Here is a 21788-nt window from a genome sequence, read left to right on the forward strand (position 1 = left end):
ATACCCCATGAGCTGGCTTGAAAAACTGCTGCCCCCGAAGATCCAGCCGACCGACCCGGCCGACCGCCGCCAGGTGCCCGAAGGCCTGTGGGTCAAGTGCCCCAGCTGCGAAACGGTGCTGTACAAGACCGACCTGGAGCAGAACCAGAACGTCTGCCCGACCTGCAGTCACCACCACCGCATGGGCGCGCGGGCGCGCCTGAACGCCTTCCTCGATCCCGAAGGCCGTTACGAGCTGGGCCAGGAAGTGCTACCGGTCGATCCGCTGAAGTTCAAGGACAGCCGCCGCTACCCCGAGCGGCTGAAAGAGGCCCTGGAGAACACCGGCGAGACCGACGCCCTGGTCGTGATGGGTGGCTCCGTGCACAGCATCAACCTGGTGGCGGCGGCCTTCGAGTTCGATTTCATGGGCGGAAGCATGGGCAGCGTGGTCGGCGAGCGCTTCGTGCGCGGCGTCGAGGCTGCGATCGAGCAGAAAGTGCCCTTCCTGTGCTTCACCGCCACCGGTGGCGCGCGCATGCAGGAAGGCCTGCTGTCGCTGATGCAGATGGCCAAGACCAATGCCTCCCTGACCCGGCTGGCCAAGAAGGGCCTGCCCTACATCAGCGTGCTGACAGACCCCACCATGGGCGGCGTCAGTGCCGGTTTCGCCTTCGTCGGCGACGTGGTGATCGCCGAGCCCAAGGCCCTGATCGGCTTTGCCGGCCCGCGCGTGATCGAGTCGACCGTGCGCGTGACCTTGCCAGAAGGCTTCCAGCGCGCCGAGTTCCTGCAAACCAAGGGCGCGGTGGACTTCATCTGCGACCGCCGCGAGCTGCGCAAGACCGTGGCCAACACCCTGGCCATGCTGCAGCGCCAGCCGGCCGACGCGGTGGACTGATTGGCCCCCACGGACGCTCACTGCGTGTAGCGCCCTGCCCCCCGAGGGGGCCCAGTCGCCTTGGGGTGGCCCAGCGGCGACTGACCGCTTCTATCCGACTACTGCCTTTTGCAGCGAGGCCAGCACGATGGCCCCGACCTGCAGCAGCAGCAGCAGGACCAGCGGCGACAGATCGACGCCGCCCACCAGCGGAATGACGCGGCGCAGCGGCCGCAGCAGCGGCGCGCACAGGCGGTCGATCACGTCGCTGATGGGCGAATCCGAGCGCACCCAGGACAGGATGGCGTAGACGATCAGCAGGCCCGTCAGCGAGGACAGGACCAGCCGCACCAGGCCGAACAGCGCCAGCAGGGGCAGCAGCTCGGCGCCGGCGCCGCGTCCCATCAGCAGGTACAGCAGGCCGTACTGCGCCAGTTGCAGCAGATACGCGCCCACCAGGCTGGCCGTGTCGACCCGCCCCATCGCCGGCAGCACGCGACGCAGTGGCAGCACCAGCCAGTCGGTCAGCGCGAAGACAAAGCGGCCGATCGGGTTGCCGAAGCCGATCCGCTGGTACTGCATGTACAGGCGCAGCAGGCAGGCGCCGCCGAGCAGGCCGGCGGCCACATCGAGCAGGAAGGAAGCAATTTGGTAGACCATGGGCAGGGGGCAATAGGGTCGTGGGATGATAGCGGCCAGAAACGGAAAAAAACCGTGCCGTCCGCCCTGACCCTGCAGTCTCTTCCGCTGTTTCCCCTGGGAACGGTGCTTTTCCCCGGCGGCCTGCTGCCGCTGCGCGTGTTCGAGGTGCGCTACCTGGACATGATCGGCCGTTGCCACAAGGCCGGCGCGCCCTTCGGCGTGGTGTCCCTCACCCACGGCAGCGAGGTGCGCACGCCTGGCGGCAGCGAAGCCTTTGCCGGCGTCGGCACCCTGGCCACCATCGACAGCTTCGAGATGCCGCGTCCCGGCCTGATGATGATCCGCGCCAGCGGCGCCCAGCGCTTTCGCATCACCGCCAGCGACCAGCTCAAACACGGCCTGTGGGTGGCCGACGTCGAGCGGCTCGATGCCGACATGGCCGTCTCCATCCCCGAGGACCTGCAGGGCACGGCGCAGGCGCTGGGCCGGCTGATCCTGTCGCTGCAGCAAAAGGCCGGCGCGCCCGAGCAAGTGCCGTTGCGCGAGCCTTTCCAGCTCGATGACTGCGGCTGGGTGGCCAACCGCTGGTGCGAGCTGCTGCCGCTGCCAGTGGCGCTCAAGCAGCGCCTGATGGAACTGGACAACCCGCTGGTGCGGCTGGAGCTGGTCAGCGACGTTCTGGCCCGAACCGGCATCGCGACCTGAGCCGGCTGCGGCTCAGCGCGGCGTGTACTCGGGCACCTGGCTGCGCAGCCAATCGCGCAACGCCGTACCAGCCGGCGCCGGGCCCGCCTCCTCCACCCAGCGCAGCACGGCATCGACATCGGGCTGCTGCGCCGCGGTCTTGGCAACGCGCAGCTTGGGGTGTGGCGTGGCCACGCTGGTCTCGTCGTCGGCCAGCAACTCCTCGTACAACTTCTCGCCCGGGCGCAGGCCGCTGTAGCTGATGGGCACTTCCTGCTCGGTCTTGCCCGACAGGCGGATCAGCATGCGCGCCAGTTCGACGATCTTCACCGGCTCGCCCATGTCCAGCACGAAGATCTGGCCCGAGCGGCCCATCAGGCCGGCCTGCAGCACCAGTTGCGCGGCCTCGGGAATGGTCATGAAGTAGCGCACGATGTCCGGGTGCGTCACCGTCACCGGCCCGCCCCGCGCGATCTGCGCAGTGAACAGCGGCACGACCGAACCGCTGGAACCCAGCACGTTGCCAAAGCGCACCGACACGTACTGGGTCTTGTCGAACAGCGCGGCCACGCCCTGCACCACCAGTTCGGCCAGGCGCTTGCTGGCGCCCATCACGTTGGTCGGGTTGACCGCCTTGTCGGTGGAGATCATGACGAAGCGGCGCACGCCGCATTCACCGGCCACGCGTGCCGCATTGAGCGTGCCGACCACGTTGGTGCGCAGCGCCTCGACCTCGTTCAAGGTCTCCATCAGCGGCACATGCTTGTAGGCCGCGGCGTGGAGCACGACCGATGGGCGGTGCTTGCGGAAAATGGCCCGCAAGCGTTCCGGCTCGCGCACATTGGCCGTGTAGTAGACGCCCTGCATCTGCGGATGGGCCTCGCGCAGTTCCTGCTCGAGCTGGTAGATGCCGAACTCGGACATGTCGACGCAGACCAGGCGCATCACCCCCAGGCGCGCGATCTGGCGGCACAGCTCCGAGCCGATCGAGCCGCCCGCGCCGGTGACCAGCACGGTCTGGCCGGAGAACAGCTCGGCCAGACCGGCCACGTCCAGCTGCACCGGCGTGCGGCCCAGCAGGTCTTCCAGCTCGATCTTGCGCGGGCCGACGCTATCGGTCTTGAGCCATTCGTCGGGCCGCGGCATGGTCAGCAAGGTGACGCCAGCGCCAGTGGCATTGAGCAGGGCCTCGCGCCGCTCCGACGAGCCGGGCGGGCTGGCGACCAGGGCGGTGCGCGCATCGACGTCGGCGCAGACTTCGGCCAGCGCAGCAATCGTGCCCAGCACGCGCACGTTCTGGATCGAACGGCCGGTCTCGGCGGCAATCGGCGAGACGATGCCCACCGGCTGCCATTGCTGCGAGCCTTTGAGGGCGCGCAGTGCATCGGCCGCGTCCTGCAATGAGCCAACGATCAGCAGGCGCCGGCCGGCCAGGGGCAGCAGCCTGCGCTCGGCCAGGGTGCGCCAGGCAGCCCGGGCGGCAGCCAGCAACACCAGCGCAATCAGCGGCTGCAGCAGCAGCACCGAACGTGGGAAGGCCGGCAGGCGCAGCATGAGCACGGCGGCAGCCGTCAACACGCCCCCCAGCATGATGCCGGTCGCCAGCTGGCGCAGCTCGGGCAGGCCGATGTAGCTCCAGACCTGCCGGTAGACACGACAGACCATCAGGGCCAGACCATAAGCCAGAAGGAACACCGGGCTGGCCGACAAGGCCAGTGCCTCGAACTCGTCCGGGACATCCAGGTTGAAGCGCAGCCAGAACGCCGCAGCCCAGGCCAGCGCCACCAGTGCCATGTCGATCCCGAACAGGATCCATATGTTCCTAGGCAGGCGCACTGGCATTCTCAATCTGCGCCAGCGCGCGCCGCAATTCCTGGCTGACCCGATCGAGCTGGCTGTCGGTCAGGTTCGAGCCCGATGGCAGGCAGATGCCCGCTTCGAACAGTCCGGCCGACACATCCTGGTGCGGCGCATGTGGAAAGTACGGCGCGTCCTGGAACAGCGGCTGCAGGTGCATGGGCTTCCAGACCGGCCTGGCCTCGATTGAATGGCGCTCCAGCGACCTGAGAAGCCGGTCGCGCCGCGCACCGGCGTTGCTGCCCGCCAGGGTGAAACAGGTCAGCCAACGGGTGGAGCGGTAGCCCTCAGGCTCAGGCATCCATTGCAGCTGCGCGAGGTCGGCCAGTTCCCGCGTGTAGGTGGCAAAGACGCGGCGGCGCTGCGCCACCCGGTCGTCCAGCACCCGCAACTGGCCGCGGCCTATGCCTGCCAGCACGTTGCTCATGCGGTAGTTGAAGCCGACTTCGACATGCTCGTAATGGGGCGCCGGCTCGCGCGCCTGCGTGGCCAGCTTGCGGGCCCGGTCCATCAGGGCCTGGTCCTGTGCCACCAGCATGCCGCCGCCGGAGGTGGTGATGATCTTGTTGCCGTTGAAGGAATAGATGCCGATGGCGCCGAAGCTGCCGCTGGGCCGTCCCTTGTAGAGCGCGCCCAGCGACTCGGCCGCGTCTTCCAGCACCGGCACGCCGTAGCGCTCGCACACCGGCAGCAGCGCGTCCATGTCCGCGCTCTGGCCGTAGAGGTTGACGATGAGCACGCAACGCGGCAGGCGGTTCTCCTTCTGGGCCCAGGCCAGGGCGCGTTCCAGCGCCGCCGGCGACATGTTCCAGGTCTGCGGTTCCGAATCGATGAACACAGGCTGCGCGCCGCAGTACAGGATGGGGTTGCAACTGCCGACGAAGGTCAGTGAGGAACAGAACACCGTGTCGCCCGGCTGCACGCCCAGCAGCAGCAGGGCCAGGTGGATGGCGGCGGTTCCGGAACTCACCGCGGCGCCGTGCCCCATGCCCACGTGGGCCGCCAGCTCGCGCTCGAAGCCGTCGACGTGCGGGCCCAGCGGCGCAATCCAGTTGGTCCTGAAGGCGTCTTCGACAAAGCCCAGTTCCTCCACACCCAGGTGCGGAGACGATAGATAGATGCGGCTGCCCAGGTCGCGCCGCGAAATCAGGTCAGCCACCTTGCCGGCGCCGTCGAGCACCGGCACATCGTCGATCTGGTGCTGCTCCATCAGCTTTTGCACGTCCTGCAGGCTGGCGGCCTGGCCGACCGACAGCGGCGGCCTGCCGCTGAGCCCGGAAATCTGCGCGTCCAGCGGCAAGCCGGCCAGGATGCCACGGCGCAGGTCGCCATCGGTCAGGGTCCGCAGCAGGCGCTGCGCCGCATCGACGACCAGCAGCACACCACGGCCGGTCTGGTCCAGGCGTTCCAGTGCCTGCGACAGGGTGGCCTGGGGCGTCAGCTGCAGTTGGTCAAGGTCACGCATGGGCAACTGACTGGGCAACTGACTGGGCAACTGACTGGGCTGCGGTCTGGGCGCGGTAGCTGGCGCGGAAGTGCTCGACCTTGGCTTCCGCGGCAGTCGGCCAGGGCAGCGCCTCGCTGGTCCAGGTGCCGGCAGGAACCAGGCGGCAGACCGCCGCATCCTCGGCAAACACCTGGCGGTTCATGGCCGCACTGGCATTGAACATGGTGGAGGCCACGCCGTCGGGCGCGCCAGGCTGCACCGCGGTCTGGTACAGGCGGCTGGTGAAGTGCGTGCTACCCGGCGCCGCCGCGGGAAAGAAGTTCTGCATCGAATACGACAGGCCAAAGGTGGACGACAGCATGCTGAAGGGAAAAAGGTAGATGCTCAGATAGCCCTGGTAAGCGCCCTGCGCGCCGAAAAAACGGCTGATGCTGGCCAGCCGGCGCGCGGTGGAACGCGACCCCAGGGGTGCGGACCACACGGAATTGATGCCATGGAAAGCGTTGTCGCCGTCCTGCAGGTCCAGCTTGCCCAGCGACTGCGGATGGACGAAGCCGATGTGGTCCGGTTCCAGCGCGTTTTCCACCGCCACCTGCCAGTCGCACTCGTAGTGCGCGCGGTTGAAGTCATGCCGCCCTGCCAGCTGGAATGAAATATCTTCGAGCATGGGCGCCACGCCCCCGAGCTGCGCTTGCAGCGAAGCCGCGGGGTCGATCGCCACGAACAGGAAATCCGCGCACCAGGCTGTGGGCAACTCGCGCAGTTGCACGCCGCAGGCCAGCGCCGGTTCAGGGGCGCCGCCGGCAAGGCGGCCCGCCCGGTAGGTCCAGCCGTGGTACGGGCAGGTGGCCACGGCATTGCCGACATCGCCGCCAAAGATGCGCGCACCGCGGTGGCGGCACAGGTTGTCGAAGGCCAGGATGCGGCCGCCGTCGTGGTGCACCACCAGGTCCTCGCCAAGCCATTCAAATCGCAGATAGTCGCCCTCGGCCGGCAGTTCGCTGCGATGGCACACCGGATGCCAGAAACGGTCGCGAAGATGCCGTGTGGCGTCGAAGGTTTGCATGGGGCTCAGATGCGCTTGGCCGGCGTGGTGTAGACGCTGGTGTCTGGCGCCAGGCTGCGCACCACGGTCGCACCCGCGCCAACTCGGGCACGTTCGCCGATTTTGACCCGCGGCAACACGCGCGCACCGGAACCAAAAAACGCATCCTCGCCCACCTGTACATAACCGGTCAGGTCCACATGGGCGCTGAGATTCGAATAGTCTCCCAGCACCACGTCATGGCCGATGCTGCACATCAGGTTGATGGTGACGAAGTCACCGATCCTGGCATCGGCCGAGACCACCGAGCGCGGGCAGACAACGACCCCCACGCCCAGCTTGGCGGTGAAATGCACCAGGGCGCTGCTGTGCACAAAGGAAGCGAACAGGTCGTGGTGGGCGGCGAGCTCACCGACCACCTTCCGCTTGGCTGCCGGGTCTCCGATCACCAGCAGCAGCTGGTCATCCGCCACCGGCTGGAATGCCGAGGGTTTGCCCAGCCAGGCCACACCGTAGGCATCCATGCCGGCATCAGCCTCCTGGGCCACATAGCCGCGCACGGTCGAAGCACCGCCCTGCGCATCGCTGCGGATCCAGCCGATCACTTCGCGGGCGAAAGCCCCGCCACCAACCAGTACCCAGCTTGTCATGGTCTGCCTTTCGGTTCTTTCTATTGCGCGCAATAGCCGCCGTCGACCACCATGGCGGTTCCGGTGATCCAGCGCGCCTGGGGTGACAGCAGGAACAGGACAGCGGCGGCGATGTCTTCCACTTCGCCGAAGCCCAGGGGATGGCGCCGCTCGTACGCCGCCATCGCGTCGCCGGGCATGCCGCCGGCCAGGCGTTCATGCATGGCCGTCTTCACGGCTGCCGCCGCCACTGAATTCACGCGCACCTTGCGCGGCGCGAGTTCGCAGGCCAGCGAGCGCACCAGGCCGTCCAGCGCCGCCTTGCTCGCGCAGTAGGCGCTCATGCCCACCTGCCCGCGCAAGGCCGCGACCGAGGACATCATGACCAGCGAGCCGCCGTCGACCAGCACCGAACGCGACGCCGCCGCGCGGGCAATGCCGAACGCGGCCTTGAGCGACGGCCCCAGCAGCGCGTCGATGTGCTGGTCCTTGGTCATCGCGATCGGCCTGATCGCTTCCTGGCCGGCGGCGTGGAAGACGCCGGCAAGGGGCGCGCCTTGCGCCTGCACCAGTTTCTTGATCCAGTCGGCCACGCTGTCGGCGTCCTTCAACTCGGCCACGATGGCCTGGTGGCCATCGCCCGCGAGCGACGCCAGCGTCTGCTGCAAGCGCTCTTCGTTGCGTCCCGAAACGACCACACGGGCGCCATGGCCGGCCAGCGCCGCTGCGGTGGCCCTGCCGATGCCCGATGAAGCCCCGGTGACCAGGAAAATCTGGCCGGCGAAGGCATCCGCACGGAACAAGCTGACTGTGTCACTCACGGGGTGTACTCCACGAACGCCAGAGGCACATCCGGCGCCAGGTCGACCAGGGCGCCGCCCCAGGAGAAGCCCACGCCAAAGCCCAGGGCGGCCAGCCGCAAGGTCTGCGCGCGCCCGGCCGGCTGGCTGGTGCAAAGCAGCAGCGGAATCGAAGCGCAACTGGTGTTGCCGAAACTGTCGATGTTCGAAGGTGCCTGCTGGGGGGCCAGGCCGCATTTTTTGGCCAGGTGCTTGAGCATGAAGGAATTGGCCTGGTGCAGGGCCACAAGGTCCCAGCCGGTGCGCGCCTCGCCGCTGGCTTCTTCCAGGGCGACCACCAGGGCCGGCACGGTGCGCAGCGTGAAGTTGAAGATCTCGGCGCCATCCATGAACAGGCAGGCTGGATCACGGTCGGCCAGCCGGGGATCGGCCTGCACCTGGGTCTGGCGGAAACCGCCCTGCGGGACGATGAGATGGCGCTCGCCGGCGCCATCGCTGCCCAGCACGAAGAAGGACTTGTTGCCGGCGCCTTCGGCCTGCGCTTCGATCGCCGTCATGGTGCCGGCATCGCCGAACAGCATCGCCGTGGCGCGGTCGGCGGGGTCGACGATCCTGGAGACCGTGTCACCGACCGCCAGCAGCACCCGGCGGGCAGCGCCGCTTTGCACCATGGTCATGCCCAGCCACAGCGCATAGGGATAGGCGGAACAGCCCAGGTTGATGTCCAGAGCGATGATGCCGCTGCGCAGGCCCAGCCGTGTGCCCAATGCCGACGCGGTGGCCGGCAAGCGGTAATCGGGTGTCTGTGAGACGAAGATCAGGGCATCGACCGAGCCGGCCTGCCACTCCAGGCGCTGCAGCAGTTGTGCCCCGGCCTGCTGGCACAGGTCCGATGTGGTGACCCCCGGGCCGGCCCAGCGCCGCGCGTTGACGCCAATCATCTTGGTGACGTCGTCGACGGCCTTCTGGCCGAACTTCTTCACAAAACCGGTGTTGTCGATCACCTGTGCCGGCACACATGCCGCCACACCCGCGATGCGCGCGCCAGCCAACACCGCTCGCTGGCCGGCCGGGGTCATGGCCGGCGCTCCGGATGGCTGGCGGGACCTGCCATGGCGCGGCCTTCAGCCCTTGCGCGAGGCAATCAGCGCTTCCACGTCGGCCAGCGTGCCGCACGCGCCAAGCGCCTGCCCGTCAAGGGTGATGTTGAAGCAGTCGTCCACCAGCGCGATGATGGAAACAATGGCCAGCGAATCCCAACCGGCGGCCACCAGGTCGAAGTCAGGGCCGACCTGCGCCACGTCGACCTCAAAAATGTCGGCCACGCCATCGTAAAAATCGCTCATAAATTCCTTCTGGGGCGGCCTTCAGGCCACCATGGCCGCACCGGCCCAAGAATACCCGACACCGAAACCCATCAGAACGAGCTTCTGCCCAGTGTGAATGCTGCCGGTGTTGCGCAGGTGCTCCAGGACCAGGGGGATGGTGGAAGACACCGTGTTGCCGCAATTTTCCATGAATACCGGCATGCGGCCGGCGTCGATCTTCATTTTTTTCCGGAGCGTCTCCAGCATGAAGCGGTTGGCCTGGTGGAAGACGAAATGGTCGACTTCGTCGCGCTGCCAGCCGGAGCGCTCCAGCAGTTCGTCCACCGCCCTGGGCACCCGTTGCAGGCTGAAGCTCATGACCTCCGGGCCGTTCATGTACAGATCTGCGGCCCTGCGCACATTGCCCGAGCCGTCGGCCGTCTCCTGCATCGCGCTGGCGTCCAGCGGCCGGCGAAAGCCGCCGGCCGGAACGATCAGGTTGCCGGCGCCCGAACCATCCGTACCAAACACGAAGGGGCCGATGGCAGCCGCGCCGTCGCTGGCCTCCACCAGGGTTGCGGCGGCTGCATCGCCAAAGATGGTGCGCACGCTCTTGTCTTTGGGGTGGATGTATTTGGAATAGGTGTCCGCCGTCAGCAGCAGCACGCGCCGGGCTGCACCCGTGCCGATCAGGCCGCGGGCCAGCGACAGGCCATAGACGAAGCCCGAGCATCCCAGGTTGAAGTCCAGCGCTCCAATATCGGTGCGCAGCCCCAGGCGGTGCTGCAACATGCAGGCTGTGGTCGGCAGCACATGGTCCGGCGCCTGAGTGCACAGCAGGATGAAATCGATGTCGGTCGGCTGGACCGCACCCGAGTCAAACAGCTTGCGGGCCGCGTGGAAAGCCAGGTCGGCCGCGGTCTCGCCGTCGGCGGCGATGTGCCGGCTGGCGACACCGGTCTTGTCCAGGATTTTCTGCGCCGGCCAGTCGGGGAACAGCAGGGCCAGTTCCTCGTTGTCCAGCAACTGGTCCGGCAGGTGGCTGGCGATGGCGCCGATCCGGCTGTTCAGCATGAAGCCTCCTGCGGCGGCGGCCCAGCCACCCAATGAAAGGGCTTGGCCAGCAGTTCGCGCGGCCGCTCCACGGCCTTGAGCAGGGCGGCCACCCGGGGGCCGGTCATGCCATCGCCGTAGGGATTGACGACGCCCGAGCAATCGAGCGCAAGCGCCTGGGCCATGGCCGCGGCAATGGCGGCGCATGTGGCTTCGCAGCGGATGACATTGGCCGCGGCGAGGCGGCTGGCCTGGCGGCGCCCGATGTCCACCGCCGGCACTTTCAGCGAGGGCGCCTCGCCCAGGGCGCTGGAGGAGTTGCCCACCATCAGCTCGCATTGCGCCATGAGGCCGAGAAAAACCGCGCGGGGAACCGACTCGATCAGACAGACATCGGTCCTGCCCGCCGCCCATTGCCGCCATCTGTCCTTGATGGCGCGCCCGCCCTCGTCGGCATTGGGCATGACCACCCAGAATGCCGCGCCCTGGGACAGGCCCTCCAGAGCGCCGATCAGTGCCCCGGTAGCCGCCGCTGCGCTGTCGGCCAGCGGCCTTGTGTCGGACCCGGCAGGCAGCGTCTCGGGATGGAAGACCACCAGCACATTGCGCTCGGCCAACGGCCGGCCCAGTGCCTCCTGCACCGCAGGCCTTGCCATCAATGGCTGTTCGCGGAAGGCGTCCAGGCCGGGATTGCCGACAACGTGCACGCGTTGCGGCAGCTCACCCATCTGGACCACGCGCCGCGCCGACTCCTCGTTGCTGACCAGGTGCAGGTGCGACAGCTTGGTGATGGCATGGCGCATGGCGTCATCGAGCGCGCCCTCCGTGACATCGCCACCGGCGAGGTGGGCCACCGGGATGCGCGCCAGCAGGCAGGCCTGCGCCGCCGCCAGCGTTTCGAAGCGGTCACCCAGCAGCAGCACCAGGTCGGGCGCCTGGCGCGCCAGGGCGTCGGACAGGCCGATCAGGCCCAGCGCCATCGACCGCGCGACGCCGCCGGGCGTATCGGAGGCCACCAGCATCTCCACGCGCTCGTCCACACGAACGCCATCGCGCTCGATGTCGTGCACGGTCATGCCGAACTCAGGCGCCAGGTGCGACCCGGTCGCGATCACCCGCACATCGAAATGCGGATCGGCAGACAGCGCGCGGATGACCCAGTACAGCAGGCCGTATTCGGCGCGGCTGCCGGTGATCACGGCCACGCGCAGGCCGCTCATGCCAGGTCCTGCAGCGAAAGGCGCTCGAGCTCGCCGAGATCGCGTTGCAGGGTCCGGCCCACCAGCTGCGGCGCCAGGTCAGGCGACAGGCCGCCGGCGGGACGGATGGCGCACATGTCCTGCATGGTCAGCCTGCTTCCGGCCTGCATGGGGCGCACCATGTGGATGGAGCGGCGCGCCAGCGTGCGCAGTTCCTGCTCTTCCGGCCCGCAGATCTTCTGCCCGTCGCCCAGCGACAGCGCCGATTCGCGCAGCAGGGTGACGAACTGTGCCATCTCCGCCGGGTTCAGGGAGAACGCGTGGTCCGGGCCGAGCATGGCCTTGTCCAGCGTGAAATGCTTCTCGACGATCTGCGCGCCCAGGGCCACGGCGGCGCAGCCCGCGGCGAAGCCTGTGGTGTGGTCGGAGTAACCGGTGACCAGGCCGAACTGCTCGCGCAAGGTGCGCACGGCGCGGACATTGGCAACCTCGATCGGCGCCGGGTAGCTGGAAACGCAGTGCAGCAGGCAGACCCCCGCAGCCCCGGCCGACAGGGTGAAGTCGACGGCCGCGCGGATTTCCGCCAAGGTCCCCATGCCGGTCGAGATGATGATCTGGGAGCGGCTTTTCGCCACCTCCTCCAGCAGCAGGAAGTTGTCCAGGTCGCCCGAGGAGATCTTGATGTAGCGCGGGTTCAGGGCCACCATCAGCTGGGCGCTGGGACGGTCGAACGGCGTGGACATGAAATCAATGCCCACCTCGTTGCACAGGATCTGCAGTTCGCGGAACTCGTCGAAGCTCAGGGCCAGGGTCCGCACCATCTCCAGCATGGTGCTGGCCTCGGTCTTCATCGCCTTCTTCTGGTACTCGGCCAGGGGCGTGTCGGCCAGGACGCCGATCTCGGGAATGAAGGTCTGGAATTTGACGGCGTCGGCGCCAGCGGCCTTGGCCGCATGCACCAGCTCGCGCGCCAGCGCGATCCGGCCGTTGTGGTTGACGCCGGCCTCGGCGATGACGTAGGGCCGCGGCGCGCTCATGCCAGGAACCCGAAGTTCTTGGGCACGCCGGCCGCGCGCTGCGTCAGCCACCAGCCGTCACTGCGCTTGTCCCACAGGTGTTCTGGGCGGAACGAGTCGGCAATCGCCAGGAAGCGCTCGCGCGTCAAGCCCATGTACTCCAGCACGTCGGGCAGGTAACGCTCGGGCAATTCGCCGTCGTAGAGGTCGACCAGGTTGAGCGCCTCGTCACGCGTGATGTGGCGGTGCCGCACTTCCTGCGATGCCTCGTGGGTGCAGCGGCCGACACCGAATTTGATGAACGCGCACCAGTAGTGGAAGCCGTCGATCTTGTCGTCGATGGAGTTGTATTTGGAATAGGTCCCCTCGGTGCGGCGGTCATTGGGTGTGAAGCCGGTGGCCTTCTGGGCGTAGTAGAAGACCTCCTGCGGATCCCAGCGCAGGAAATGGCCGAGGAAATGGGTTTCGATGCCGCTGGCCAGGTAGTCCTTCTCGGACATCGGCAGGTAGATGTCCAGGTCGCGCATGCCGATGCCTTCCTTCTCCAGCTCCGGCAGCGTCAGGCCGGAGATGCGCGACTGCGGCGTCACTTCGCCGGTGTAGTACTTGGGCGGGATCAGGGAGAACGCGTCTTCTCCCTTGGGGGCGCCGTATTCCGCGTGGTGTTCGCCGAAAAAGATCAGGTCGATGCCGAAGCGCTTGGCCAGCTTGGAGGCCTGGTGGCGCTGCCCGAAGACGAAGGGCTGAAAGGGATGGAGCAGGTTTTCGTAGGCCAGCCGGGTCAGCTTGCGGTGCACCGCGCCATCGGGCGTGACCAGCAGGTTGTCGAAGCCGCCCTTGTTGATCCATGCCTGGAAATTGACCCAGCCCACGTCCGTGTACATGTGCGGAGCCCAGGTGATGGTCAGGGGACGCATGCCGTACTTGGTCTTGAGCACATGGGCCTGGAACACCGAGTCCTTGCCGCCGGAGCCCGGGATCAGCACGTCATAAGGCTTGGTCGGATCCCTGTACCGGTCCAGAAGCTTGAGCAGGTCCTGCTCGCGCGCGGCCCAGTCGATGCTGTCCTTCTTGGCGACGACCTGGCAGGCGTCGCACACGCCATCGTCGATTTCCAGCGTATGCCGCACGTTGTCGCGCGAATCGGCGGTCACCATCGAAGGGGAGACCCGCTGGTTCGATTGAACGCAATGCGTGCAGAACTTCACCAGCTGCTTGCCCATATAACTCATTCAGACACCTTCTCCCGACACATGGTCGATGCAATTTTCGAGCAGCTTCAATCCCTGCAGGCCGGATTTCTCGGGGTGAAACTGCAAGCCCAGGATGTTGTCGCGCCCCACCACGGCGGCGATGCGGGCCGCCCCATACCGGTACGACGCAAGGCAATGCGGATGGTCGGCCGCGATGCCGTAAGAGTGGTTGAAATACATGTTCAGGCCGTTCCAGGCCGGCACTTCGCTCTCCAGCTTGCGCCAACCGGTGACCGGCAACCGCTCGCCCCCCACCGGCAGGCTGCGCAGGTCGAGCACGGCGTCGGGCAGCAGGTCCAGGCCCGCCGAGTCCGGTGCTTCGGCCGACGAGCGGCACAGCAGCTGCATGCCCAGGCAGATGCCGATCACCGGCCGGCCCCGCTGCGCATGGGAGCGGATCGCGTCCATCCAGCCGGACTTGCGCATCACCTCGCTGACAAAACCGAAATTGCCGATGCCGGGGATCAGGCAGATCGCCTCGAGCTCGCGCGGCTCGGCCGCCACATGGGCGGCCTGGCCGATGTGCTCGAGCGCGCCCATCACAGATTTGATGTTGTTGACGCCCAGGTTGACGACGCTGACCCTCACAGGTTCACCTCGAACTCGTCTTGCAGTTCGGTCTTGACCTTGAGCGCGGAAAAATCGGCGTCGTGGAAGGCGCACCCTATCGCCACCGCCGAAGCGCCGGCGCGAAAGGCCTGGCGCACGTCGTCGGCGTTGCGGATGCCGCCGGAATAGACCACCGGCACGTCGCAGGAGCCGGCCACCTGCTCGATCAGCTCCAGGTCCGGGCCGCTCAGGCAGCCGTCGCGGTCGATGCTGGTGACCAGGATTTCGCCGGCTTGCGGCGCCATGCGCGGGACGAAGTCGCTGACCAGGGTGTGGGTGGCCTCGCGGCCGCCCAGGATCTGGCATTCGTAGCGGCCCGCACCAATCTTCTTGGCGTCGATCGACAGCACGCAGAACTGCCGGCCGAACAGGCGCGCCATTTCGCCCAGCAGTTCGGGCTTGTGGTGCGCCTGCGTGTTGATGCCGACCTTCTCCACGCCCGACAGCACCAGAGTCTGCACGTCGTCGATGCCCGAGACACCGCCGGTCACGGAAAAGGGAATGAACAGCGAGCTGGCAACCTGCTGGACCACGCCGGCATCGAAGCGGCGGCGGTACAGCGACGCCACCAGGTCGATGTAGAAGACCTCGTCGAACGCGGCACCGAAAGCCCGGTGGCCGACAGCGCCGGCGGGGCCGATCTTGCGCAGGCCCTCGTAGTTCTTGCCCTTGACGCAGTTGTCGCCCTTGACGTCGATGCGGGCGCAGATTCTTTTCATGCCAGGGCCTCCTGCGCGGCCTGGCGCCGGTACAGCCATGCAGCCCATTCGAAATCCAGCAGGTCGTCGATGTCGGCCGAGCGCTCGCGCGGCATGGTCACGCCCCGCACCGGCACGCTCCACAGCCCGTGAACGGCGGCGCGGGCCAGCGCGGCCCGGCGCCAGCAGTAGATGCTGCCGTTCATGGCGTAAACCGGCGGCAAAGCCTGGCGGCTCACACCGCCGGCTTGCGCGTACAGCCGCGCCAGGCCGTCGGGCGCCAGTTCAACGAGGTTGAAGGCCGGGTGAAAGCCGCTGTCGTAGACCGACACTGCCAGATCCACGCCATCCATCGCATCCAGGCAGCGTTCGATGTCGCCGCGGTTGCGCAGCGGCGAGGTGGGCTGGAGGTCGACGACGGTGGCGATCCGCAGGCCCTGGGCTTCCAGGTGGGCCACCAGGTGCTCCACGGCCGGCAGCTTGCCGACGCTGTCTGTCGCCAGTTCAGCCGGACGCAGATAGGGGACGGTCGCGCCCGCGTTACGGGCGGCTTGCGCGATGGCATCGTCATCGGTTGACACGTACACCTGGTCGATGCGCGTGCTGGCCAGGGCATGGCCGATGGTGTGGGCGATGAGGGGAGCCCCGTCCGCACCGGGAAAAGGCCGGATGTTCTTGCCCGGCAGTCCCTTGCTTCCGCCCCTTGCGCAAACCGTCGCGATGGTGATGCCGCGGGGTGATTCCATGGGGCCAATTATAGGTTGGCGAGCTCTCGCAACACCTGGATCACACGCGGTGTTGAGGGCTCCACGGCTTGCTGTGAAACAGCCGCCGTGGCCAGCGCGCGGTCCATCGCCGGACCCAGTGTCGCCAGCGTCGCGGCCGTCGCAATGCCCATGGCGGAGAACGGCGCGCCGTCGTCGAACATGGACCCGCCGACCTGAACGACCGGCTTGCCGGCCAGGTGAGCCTGCAGACCAACGGTCGATACCGTGATACAGACGGCGTCGCTGGCATGGAGCAAGGGCTCCAGCGCCATGTCCTGACCGGCCAGCACCGCCTGGCTGGAACCGAGGGCGAATTCCTCGCGCTGGCTGGGATGGGGACGCACGGCGACGCGCACAGACGGCCGCTGCTGCGCCCAGGCCAGCAAGGCTGCCAAGACCTCATGCGGCAGCTGCTCGTTGCCCGCCTGCTGGCGGACCGGATGGTGCAGGGGCTCAGGACTGGGCGCATACAGCACAAGCTTTTCACCGCCCGGGGCCAGCGCCTGCCTGACGCCGGCAGCCGCCTGGCGCACCTGCGGATCCTGCAACCGGTCGAAGCCCGGATTGCCGGTCACGACGATGTCGGCCGGCGCGCGCCCTTCGTCGATGAACATCTGGCGCACCTGTTCATTGAGAACGCAGACCCGGTCGGCATAGCCTGGCCGGCCGATCCAGACCTTCTCGTCGACCGCGAACAGGTCGACCAGGCAGGCGGCGGGAATCCCCAGTTCGCGTGCCGCCTCTACGGCCGCACGCTCCGCGCGTGGCGAATTGGTGGTCACCAGCAGCGACGGCGCCAGCGTGCGAAGGATGCGGCGCATCGTCGGCAAGGGATGGAAGCACTGGCGGCCGTACTGCGCGTAGGCCTGGGCTGCGCCTTCCTTGCCCAGGCTCGCTTGCAGGTCGGCGTAGCTCAAACCCAGGTAGGCCGTGCTCTGCGCCGCATGGACGGGCGAGGTCGGCAGCTGCGCCGCCAGCAGCGCCCCGTGCTGCAAAGCCTCGCCATCGTCCGGCCCGGCGAAGTCGGCGAAGCCCACGGTCTCCAGGCCGGCCTGGCGGCTGACCGCTTCGGCCGTCGTCAGCGCGAGCATCAGGGGGCGTGCCAGGCCCAGTTCGCGCACCCGCTGGGCAACGGGCAGCAGCATGGCGATATGCCCGCCGCCGTAGGCCACAAACAACCAGGTCGGCAAGCCGCCGCTGTCCTTCTCAATGCTGACCATGGTTCGCCCACAGCGCCAGCGCCGCCAGCGCGCGCAACTCGCGCGTGAAGTTGGCGCTGCCGTCGCGGTGGCGCGACAGCATGGCGTCGATCTCGCTGCGCTGGAACAGCCGGCCCAGCAGCGCGCTGTCCCGCAGCAGCGCAGCCAGCCAGGCATGGCTCTCGCCGCGGAACCACTCGCCCACCGGCACGGTGAACATCTGCTTCTTGCGGTAGGCCAGGTCAGCACCGATCAGCGGCGCCGCCGCCTTCTTGTACCAGTGCTTCTTGTCGCCGGCGGCCGACAGCTTGGTGGCGCCGCGCGAACGGAAGGCGAACTCCATCATCCGCCAGTCCAGGAAGGGGGTGCGGGCCTCGATCGACACCGCCATGCCCATGCGGTCGGGCTTGACCAGGTTGTTGCCGGACAAAAGCAGCTGCATGTCCAGGTATAGGGCCTGGTTGACGCGGTCCAAGTGCTGGGCCTCGTCGAACCAGGGCCGGGCCGCCACGCCGAAGCTGTCAATGCCGGCCAGACTGGCCGCCACTTCAGGCCGGTACAGCGCCTGCTTGGCCGCGGGCGAGAACAGCGAGATCGAGTCGAAGTAGGCGCGCTGGAAGGCCGGCGCGTCCAGTGTCTGTGCATCGGGCCGGGCGAAGAAGGCGGCGTACTTGTCGTAGCCGGCAAACAATTCGTCGCCGCCGTCGCCGGTGAGCACGACCTTGACGTGCTTGGCCGCCAGCTCGCTCACACGCAGCGTCGGCATGAAGGAGGCGTCGCCGTGCGGCTGGTCCAGGTGCCACAGCACCTGGGGCCAGCGGTCCAGCATGTTGAGTTCGGCGATCTCGCTGCTGTGGTCGCAGCCGAAGCGGCGCGCGGCCTCGGCGGCAAAGGCCGACTCGTTGTAGCGCGGGTCGGCAAAGCCGATGCAGAAGGTCTTGACCGGCCGGTCCACGTGACGGGCCATCAGGCCGACGATGGTGCTGGAATCGACGCCGCCCGACAGGAAGGCGCCCCAGGGCACATCGGCGCGCAAGCGGATGCGGGTGGCGTCGTCCAGGATGGCCATGAATTCGGCGGCCCAGTCGCCGTAGTCATGGTCGCACTCGCGCTGGTCCGCCAGGCTCCACCAGCGCTGGGTCTGCACGCCGGAGCGGCCGAACTTCATCCACGTTCCGGGCATGACGTGGCGGATGCCGCGCCAGATGGTCCAGGGCACGGGAATGTAATTGAAGCTCAGGTAGTGATGGATTGCTTCGATATCGATGGCATCTGAAGCAGACAATTCGGGGGCTGCAGCCGTAATTGCCTTGATTTCCGAGCCGAACAGCAGGCGCTGGCCGTCGTCGGCCACATACAGCGGCTTGACGCCGATGCGGTCGCGCACCAGGTACAGAGCGTCCTCGCGCGCGTCGTCGATGGCAATGGCAAACATGCCATTGAGCTTGGAGAGGAAGGCGATGCCCTCGCGCTCGTACAGCCGCAGCAGCACCTCGGTGTCGGAGGCGGTGTCCAGCCGCACGCCCTGGCTGCGCAGTTCCTGCGCCAGCTCCACATAGTTGAATATCTCGCCGTTCTGCACGATTGCGATGCTGCCGTCGTCCGACACGAAAGGCTGGTGACCACCGCCGATGTCGATGATGGACAGGCGCCGGTTGCCCACGGCCACGCCGCGCGCCGGCTGGTGGTGCACGCCCTCGTCGTCGGGGCCGCGGTGCACCAGTGTCCGGGCCATCGCGGCCAGGCGGTCCGCCGGCAGCGCGCGCCGGCCGCGGTCCCAGTAGCCGAAGATGCCGCACATGCTCAATGCCCGCCCGGCCGCCCGTAGGGCATTGACGGCCCCCTCGGGGGGCAGGGAACGAAGTGACCGTGGGGGCTCATCAATTGCTCCCGTTTCCAGAAATGCGCGCCAGCGTCCACCAGATGATCTTCAGGTCCAGCCACACGCTGACTTCGCGGGTGTATTGCAGGTCCAGGTCCAGCCGCTGTTGCGGTGTGGCTTCGGAGCGCAGCAAGGCCTGGGCCAGGCCGGTGATGCCGGGGCGCACGCTGCAGCGCTGGGCCCAGTCGGCATCGCTGTAGAGCGAACGCTGGGCCTGCACGTCGGGCCGCGGCCCCACCAGGCTCATGTCGCCACGCAGCACGTTCAGCAGCTGGGGCAGTTCGTCGATGCTGGTGCGGCGCACGAAACGACCGACCCTTGTGATGCGCGGGTCGTTGGCGCTGGTGGAATACGGCCCGATGGCCGCCGCGTCCTTGACCATGCTGCGGAACTTGTACATGCCAAACAGCTGGCCGCCGCGGCCGACCCGCTGCTGGCGAAACAGCACCGGCAAGCCACTCTCGGCGGCGATTGCCAGCGCCGCCCCCAGCATCAAGGGCGAGAGCAGAACCAGGGCCAGCGCCGCGACCAGCATGTCCAGCAGCCGCTTCATGCGGCCTGGGCCAGCTGGGCGGCGATGGCCTCGATGGTGGCGGCGATGCGCCGCGAATCGGCTTGCACCTGGGCCGGCTCGCGCCCAGCCAGTTCGGCCTGCGCGCGGCGCAGGGCGGCGACCTCGTCCTCGAAGGGAACGGGCTCGCTGCTGCGGTGGAAGGTGCGCGACAGGATGACCGCGTCGGAACCCAGGCGCAGATGCTCGGCCAGCACGTCGCGGCCAGGCAGCAGGCCCTCGTCGAGCCGGGCGATGCCACCGAAGCCAAAGCGCAGGCCCTGGCGTCTGGCGGCCGCAGCGATCCGATCGACCAGGCCCAGGGCCAGCGGCTCGAACATGAAGCGCTGGCCCAGCGACAGGTGCAGGTCGTTCAGGCCGACGAACACTTCGTGCAGCCCCGGCGTGGCGATCCAGTCATCAAGGGAATCGAGCGCGGCGCCGGTCTCCAGCAGCAGCACGATGGGCACGCGGCCGGCCACCAGGGCAGCGAAGTCGCGCACCTCGTCGGCGCTGCCGAACATGGGCAACATCAGCAGGTCGGCGCCGCCGGCCAGCACGGCATCGACCTCGGCCGGCGTCTGCGGGTTCAGCGGGTTGATGCGCACCATCAGCTGGGCCCGGCGCAGTTCGCGCTTGATGCGGGCCACATCCTCGATGCCGTGGGTGCTGATGAAGGTGTTGCGCCCGGCCTGGCGTTCGGCCTTGCCCAGGCGCTCGAGATCGACCCATAGCCGCATCCCGTCCAGGACGTCGCAGCGGCGGGCGAACGCGGGGTCGTTCGTGATCTGGATCAGTTCGAGCATGGATGCCGAAATTATCGCTGCAGGGCTTGGCGCAATTCGCTGCTGCCCAGCCAGCTGGCGGCCAGCACCAGCGCCGCCGCCAACACTGCGGCAGCCAGGCCGCCGGCCAGCCCCAGCGCCGCGGCGCCCAGCCAGGCGCTGGCGCCGGCGACCAGCAACAAGCCGGCAAATCCGATCACCATCGCGCGCCAGGGCATCCAGCGCAGCGCGTCGCGGCCCATGGCAAGCACCACGACCACAGCGACGCCGGCAAACACCGCATTGAGCAGGCGCATCAGGCCGGCGCCGTCGCGCACGCCCCAGGAGGCGGCCAGCAGCAGGGTCAGCAAGCCCAGGCCATAGGCCGCCACGGCCATGCGCATGCGTGCCTGGGCGGCCAGCACGGTCAGGGCCACGGCGATCAGCGCCTGCGGCAGCAGGCCCCAGGCAGCAATGGCGCCCCACTGGGCTATGCGCTCCAGCGCCACTGCGTCCAACCGGCCCCAGCCAAACAGCAGCTGGCCCAGGGCCGGCGCGCCCAGCAGCAAGGCGGCAGCGGCGGCGCAGGCCAGGGTCCAGGCCAGGGCCAGGGCCAGCCGCACAGTGCGCCCGCCATCGCGCGGCGCCACGCCGCCCGAAAATGCCGCGGCGACGGCTGGAAAGGCCAGGGTGGCGACCAGCTGGATGGCCAGCAGCAGGGGCAGCTCCACCAGCTTCCAGGCGTAGTTGAAGGTCGCCAGCGCGCCCTCGCCGGCCTGCGAGGCGATCGAGCGGGCGGCAAACGGCAGGGCCAGGGGCAGGCCTGCACTGAGCGCCGCCCACAGCCAGACCGGCGGCGCCGGCAAGGCCAGGGGCTGGTGGCTGGCAGCGGACGGGGCGGCGGCGGCCCCGGCCTGGCGGCGCCACAGCCAGGCCAGCCGCAGGCCCATGGCAGCCAGCAAGCCCAGGCCCAGCCAGGTGATCGCCTGCTCCCCGCTGGCCCAGCCCACGCCCGCGATGGCCGTGATCAGGACGGTGTTGACCACCAGGTTGGCGCCGTACAGGCCGGTGAAGTCACGCTGGTGCTGCAGCCGGGTGGCCCACAGGGCCGCCAACATGGCCGCCGGCAAGGCCAGGGCGCTCCAGGCCAGGCCCTGGCTGGCCTGCGGCCGCAAGAGCGCGGGCAGGCCCCCGGCCAGCCAGTCCACCGCCGGTGCGCGCAGCAGCAGCAAGGCCAGCGCCAGCAGCAGGCTGCCGGCCAATAGCCAGACCGTCACCCTGCGCTGGCTGGCACGCACCTGGGCGGCGCCCTGCCCGGCCCAGGCCGGCAGCAGCACATAGGCCAGGGCGCCGCTGGCCAGAACGCCTGCCAGCCAGTCCGGCAGGGTCAGCATCAGCACCGCCACGTCGGCCAGGCCGGAGGCGCCGAAGGCCGCGGCCTGGGCCGATTCGCGCACCAGCCCCAACAGCCGGCTGGCCAGCAGCAACGCCAGGGAAACGGCACCCGCTTTGAGAAACATGGCCGGGA

Annotated in this window: 22 protein-coding genes; 2 read left to right on the forward strand and 20 right to left on the reverse strand. The window is 68.3% G+C overall.

What is annotated here, in order from left to right; translation table 11 throughout:
• Positions 1 to 7: 7 nt before the first annotated feature.
• Positions 8 to 880: an acetyl-CoA carboxylase, carboxyltransferase subunit beta gene (gene accD / locus Q0632_RS01460; RefSeq protein WP_298923578.1), complete on the forward strand. Its 873-nt coding sequence runs from the start codon at positions 8 to 10 to the stop codon at positions 878 to 880.
• Positions 881 to 970: 90 nt separating this feature from the next.
• On the opposite strand, the gene Q0632_RS01465 is transcribed toward accD, so the two are convergent.
• Positions 971 to 1519 carry a YggT family protein gene (locus tag Q0632_RS01465; RefSeq protein WP_298923580.1) on the reverse strand — a complete coding sequence of 183 codons (549 nt, stop codon included), beginning with the start codon at positions 1517 to 1519 and terminating at the stop codon, positions 971 to 973.
• Positions 1520 to 1573: 54 nt separating this feature from the next.
• Here Q0632_RS01465 and Q0632_RS01470 point away from each other — a divergent pair, with 54 nt between their 5' ends.
• Positions 1574 to 2206, forward strand: coding sequence for an LON peptidase substrate-binding domain-containing protein (locus Q0632_RS01470; protein ID WP_298923582.1), 633 nt, complete (start codon positions 1574 to 1576; stop codon positions 2204 to 2206).
• A 12-nt stretch (positions 2207 to 2218) separates the two neighbouring features.
• Here the strand turns inward: Q0632_RS01470 and Q0632_RS01475 are convergent, their stop codons facing one another.
• The 19 genes from Q0632_RS01475 to Q0632_RS01565 form a co-directional block, all read right to left on the reverse strand.
• Positions 2219 to 3979 (reverse strand): nucleoside-diphosphate sugar epimerase/dehydratase, encoded by a 1761-nt coding sequence (locus tag Q0632_RS01475; RefSeq protein WP_298923584.1) that lies wholly within the window; start codon positions 3977 to 3979, stop codon positions 2219 to 2221.
• Between the two features lie 28 nt (positions 3980 to 4007).
• A complete protein-coding gene (locus tag Q0632_RS01480; protein ID WP_298923586.1) occupies positions 4008 to 5507 on the reverse strand; it encodes an aminotransferase class I/II-fold pyridoxal phosphate-dependent enzyme in 1500 nt (499 codons plus the stop codon).
• Positions 5500 to 6555 (reverse strand): aromatic ring-hydroxylating dioxygenase subunit alpha, encoded by a 1056-nt coding sequence (locus Q0632_RS01485; RefSeq protein WP_298923588.1) that lies wholly within the window; start codon positions 6553 to 6555, stop codon positions 5500 to 5502. Before Q0632_RS01485 ends, Q0632_RS01480 begins: the two co-directional genes overlap by 8 nt.
• A 5-nt stretch (positions 6556 to 6560) precedes the next feature.
• Positions 6561 to 7184: a NeuD/PglB/VioB family sugar acetyltransferase gene (locus Q0632_RS01490; protein ID WP_298923592.1), complete on the reverse strand. Its 624-nt coding sequence runs from the start codon at positions 7182 to 7184 to the stop codon at positions 6561 to 6563.
• 20 nt (positions 7185 to 7204) lie between these two features.
• Positions 7205 to 7984 (reverse strand): SDR family NAD(P)-dependent oxidoreductase, encoded by a 780-nt coding sequence (locus Q0632_RS01495; protein WP_298923594.1) that lies wholly within the window; start codon positions 7982 to 7984, stop codon positions 7205 to 7207.
• Positions 7981 to 9042, reverse strand: coding sequence for a ketoacyl-ACP synthase III (locus Q0632_RS01500; RefSeq protein ID WP_298923596.1), 1062 nt, complete (start codon positions 9040 to 9042; stop codon positions 7981 to 7983). The genes Q0632_RS01495 and Q0632_RS01500 overlap by 4 nt, the downstream gene beginning before the upstream one ends.
• 45 nt (positions 9043 to 9087) lie before the next feature.
• On the reverse strand, positions 9088 to 9309 hold the full coding sequence (locus Q0632_RS01505) for an acyl carrier protein (protein WP_298923598.1): 222 nt from the start codon (positions 9307 to 9309) through the stop codon (positions 9088 to 9090).
• Between the two features lie 21 nt (positions 9310 to 9330).
• The gene (locus Q0632_RS01510) at positions 9331 to 10344 is read right to left on the reverse strand and encodes a ketoacyl-ACP synthase III (RefSeq protein ID WP_298923601.1); all 1014 of its coding nucleotides are present in this window, start codon (positions 10342 to 10344) and stop codon (positions 9331 to 9333) included.
• The gene (gene neuC, locus Q0632_RS01515) at positions 10338 to 11543 is read right to left on the reverse strand and encodes a UDP-N-acetylglucosamine 2-epimerase (protein WP_298923603.1); all 1206 of its coding nucleotides are present in this window, start codon (positions 11541 to 11543) and stop codon (positions 10338 to 10340) included. The genes Q0632_RS01510 and neuC overlap by 7 nt, the downstream gene beginning before the upstream one ends.
• A complete protein-coding gene (locus Q0632_RS01520) occupies positions 11540 to 12559 on the reverse strand; it encodes an N-acetylneuraminate synthase family protein (RefSeq protein WP_298923606.1) in 1020 nt (339 codons plus the stop codon). Before Q0632_RS01520 ends, neuC begins: the two co-directional genes overlap by 4 nt.
• Positions 12556 to 13770: an N-acetyl sugar amidotransferase gene (locus tag Q0632_RS01525; RefSeq protein WP_298923608.1), complete on the reverse strand. Its 1215-nt coding sequence runs from the start codon at positions 13768 to 13770 to the stop codon at positions 12556 to 12558. The genes Q0632_RS01520 and Q0632_RS01525 overlap by 4 nt, the downstream gene beginning before the upstream one ends.
• Positions 13771 to 14379, reverse strand: a complete 609-nt coding sequence (gene hisH, locus Q0632_RS01530) for an imidazole glycerol phosphate synthase subunit HisH (RefSeq protein WP_298923610.1) — start codon at positions 14377 to 14379, stop codon at positions 13771 to 13773.
• Complete coding sequence (hisF, locus tag Q0632_RS01535; RefSeq protein WP_298923612.1) at positions 14376 to 15119, reverse strand: HisA/HisF-related TIM barrel protein; 744 nt, start codon at positions 15117 to 15119, stop codon at positions 14376 to 14378. Before hisF ends, hisH begins: the two co-directional genes overlap by 4 nt.
• Positions 15116 to 15844 carry an acylneuraminate cytidylyltransferase family protein gene (locus tag Q0632_RS01540; RefSeq protein ID WP_298923616.1) on the reverse strand — a complete coding sequence of 243 codons (729 nt, stop codon included), beginning with the start codon at positions 15842 to 15844 and terminating at the stop codon, positions 15116 to 15118. The genes hisF and Q0632_RS01540 overlap by 4 nt, the downstream gene beginning before the upstream one ends.
• A gap of 8 nt (positions 15845 to 15852) precedes the next feature.
• Positions 15853 to 17085 carry a UDP-glycosyltransferase gene (locus tag Q0632_RS01545; RefSeq protein WP_298923618.1) on the reverse strand — a complete coding sequence of 411 codons (1233 nt, stop codon included), beginning with the start codon at positions 17083 to 17085 and terminating at the stop codon, positions 15853 to 15855.
• Positions 17072 to 18865: an asparagine synthase (glutamine-hydrolyzing) gene (gene asnB, locus Q0632_RS01550; protein ID WP_298923620.1), complete on the reverse strand. Its 1794-nt coding sequence runs from the start codon at positions 18863 to 18865 to the stop codon at positions 17072 to 17074. The genes Q0632_RS01545 and asnB overlap by 14 nt, the downstream gene beginning before the upstream one ends.
• Before the next feature lie 79 nt (positions 18866 to 18944).
• Positions 18945 to 19499 carry a sugar transferase gene (locus Q0632_RS01555; RefSeq protein ID WP_298923622.1) on the reverse strand — a complete coding sequence of 185 codons (555 nt, stop codon included), beginning with the start codon at positions 19497 to 19499 and terminating at the stop codon, positions 18945 to 18947.
• Entirely contained in the window at positions 19496 to 20302 is an 807-nt protein-coding gene (locus tag Q0632_RS01560) for an aldolase/citrate lyase family protein (RefSeq protein ID WP_298923624.1), read from the reverse strand. The genes Q0632_RS01555 and Q0632_RS01560 overlap by 4 nt, the downstream gene beginning before the upstream one ends.
• 11 nt (positions 20303 to 20313) lie before the next feature.
• Positions 20314 to 21780 carry a lipid II flippase MurJ gene (locus tag Q0632_RS01565; RefSeq protein WP_298923627.1) on the reverse strand — a complete coding sequence of 489 codons (1467 nt, stop codon included), beginning with the start codon at positions 21778 to 21780 and terminating at the stop codon, positions 20314 to 20316.
• Positions 21781 to 21788 lie beyond the last annotated feature (8 nt).

It is taken from the genome of uncultured Ramlibacter sp., assembly GCF_936925435.1.
Lineage (GTDB): Bacteria > Pseudomonadota > Gammaproteobacteria > Burkholderiales > Burkholderiaceae_C > Ramlibacter.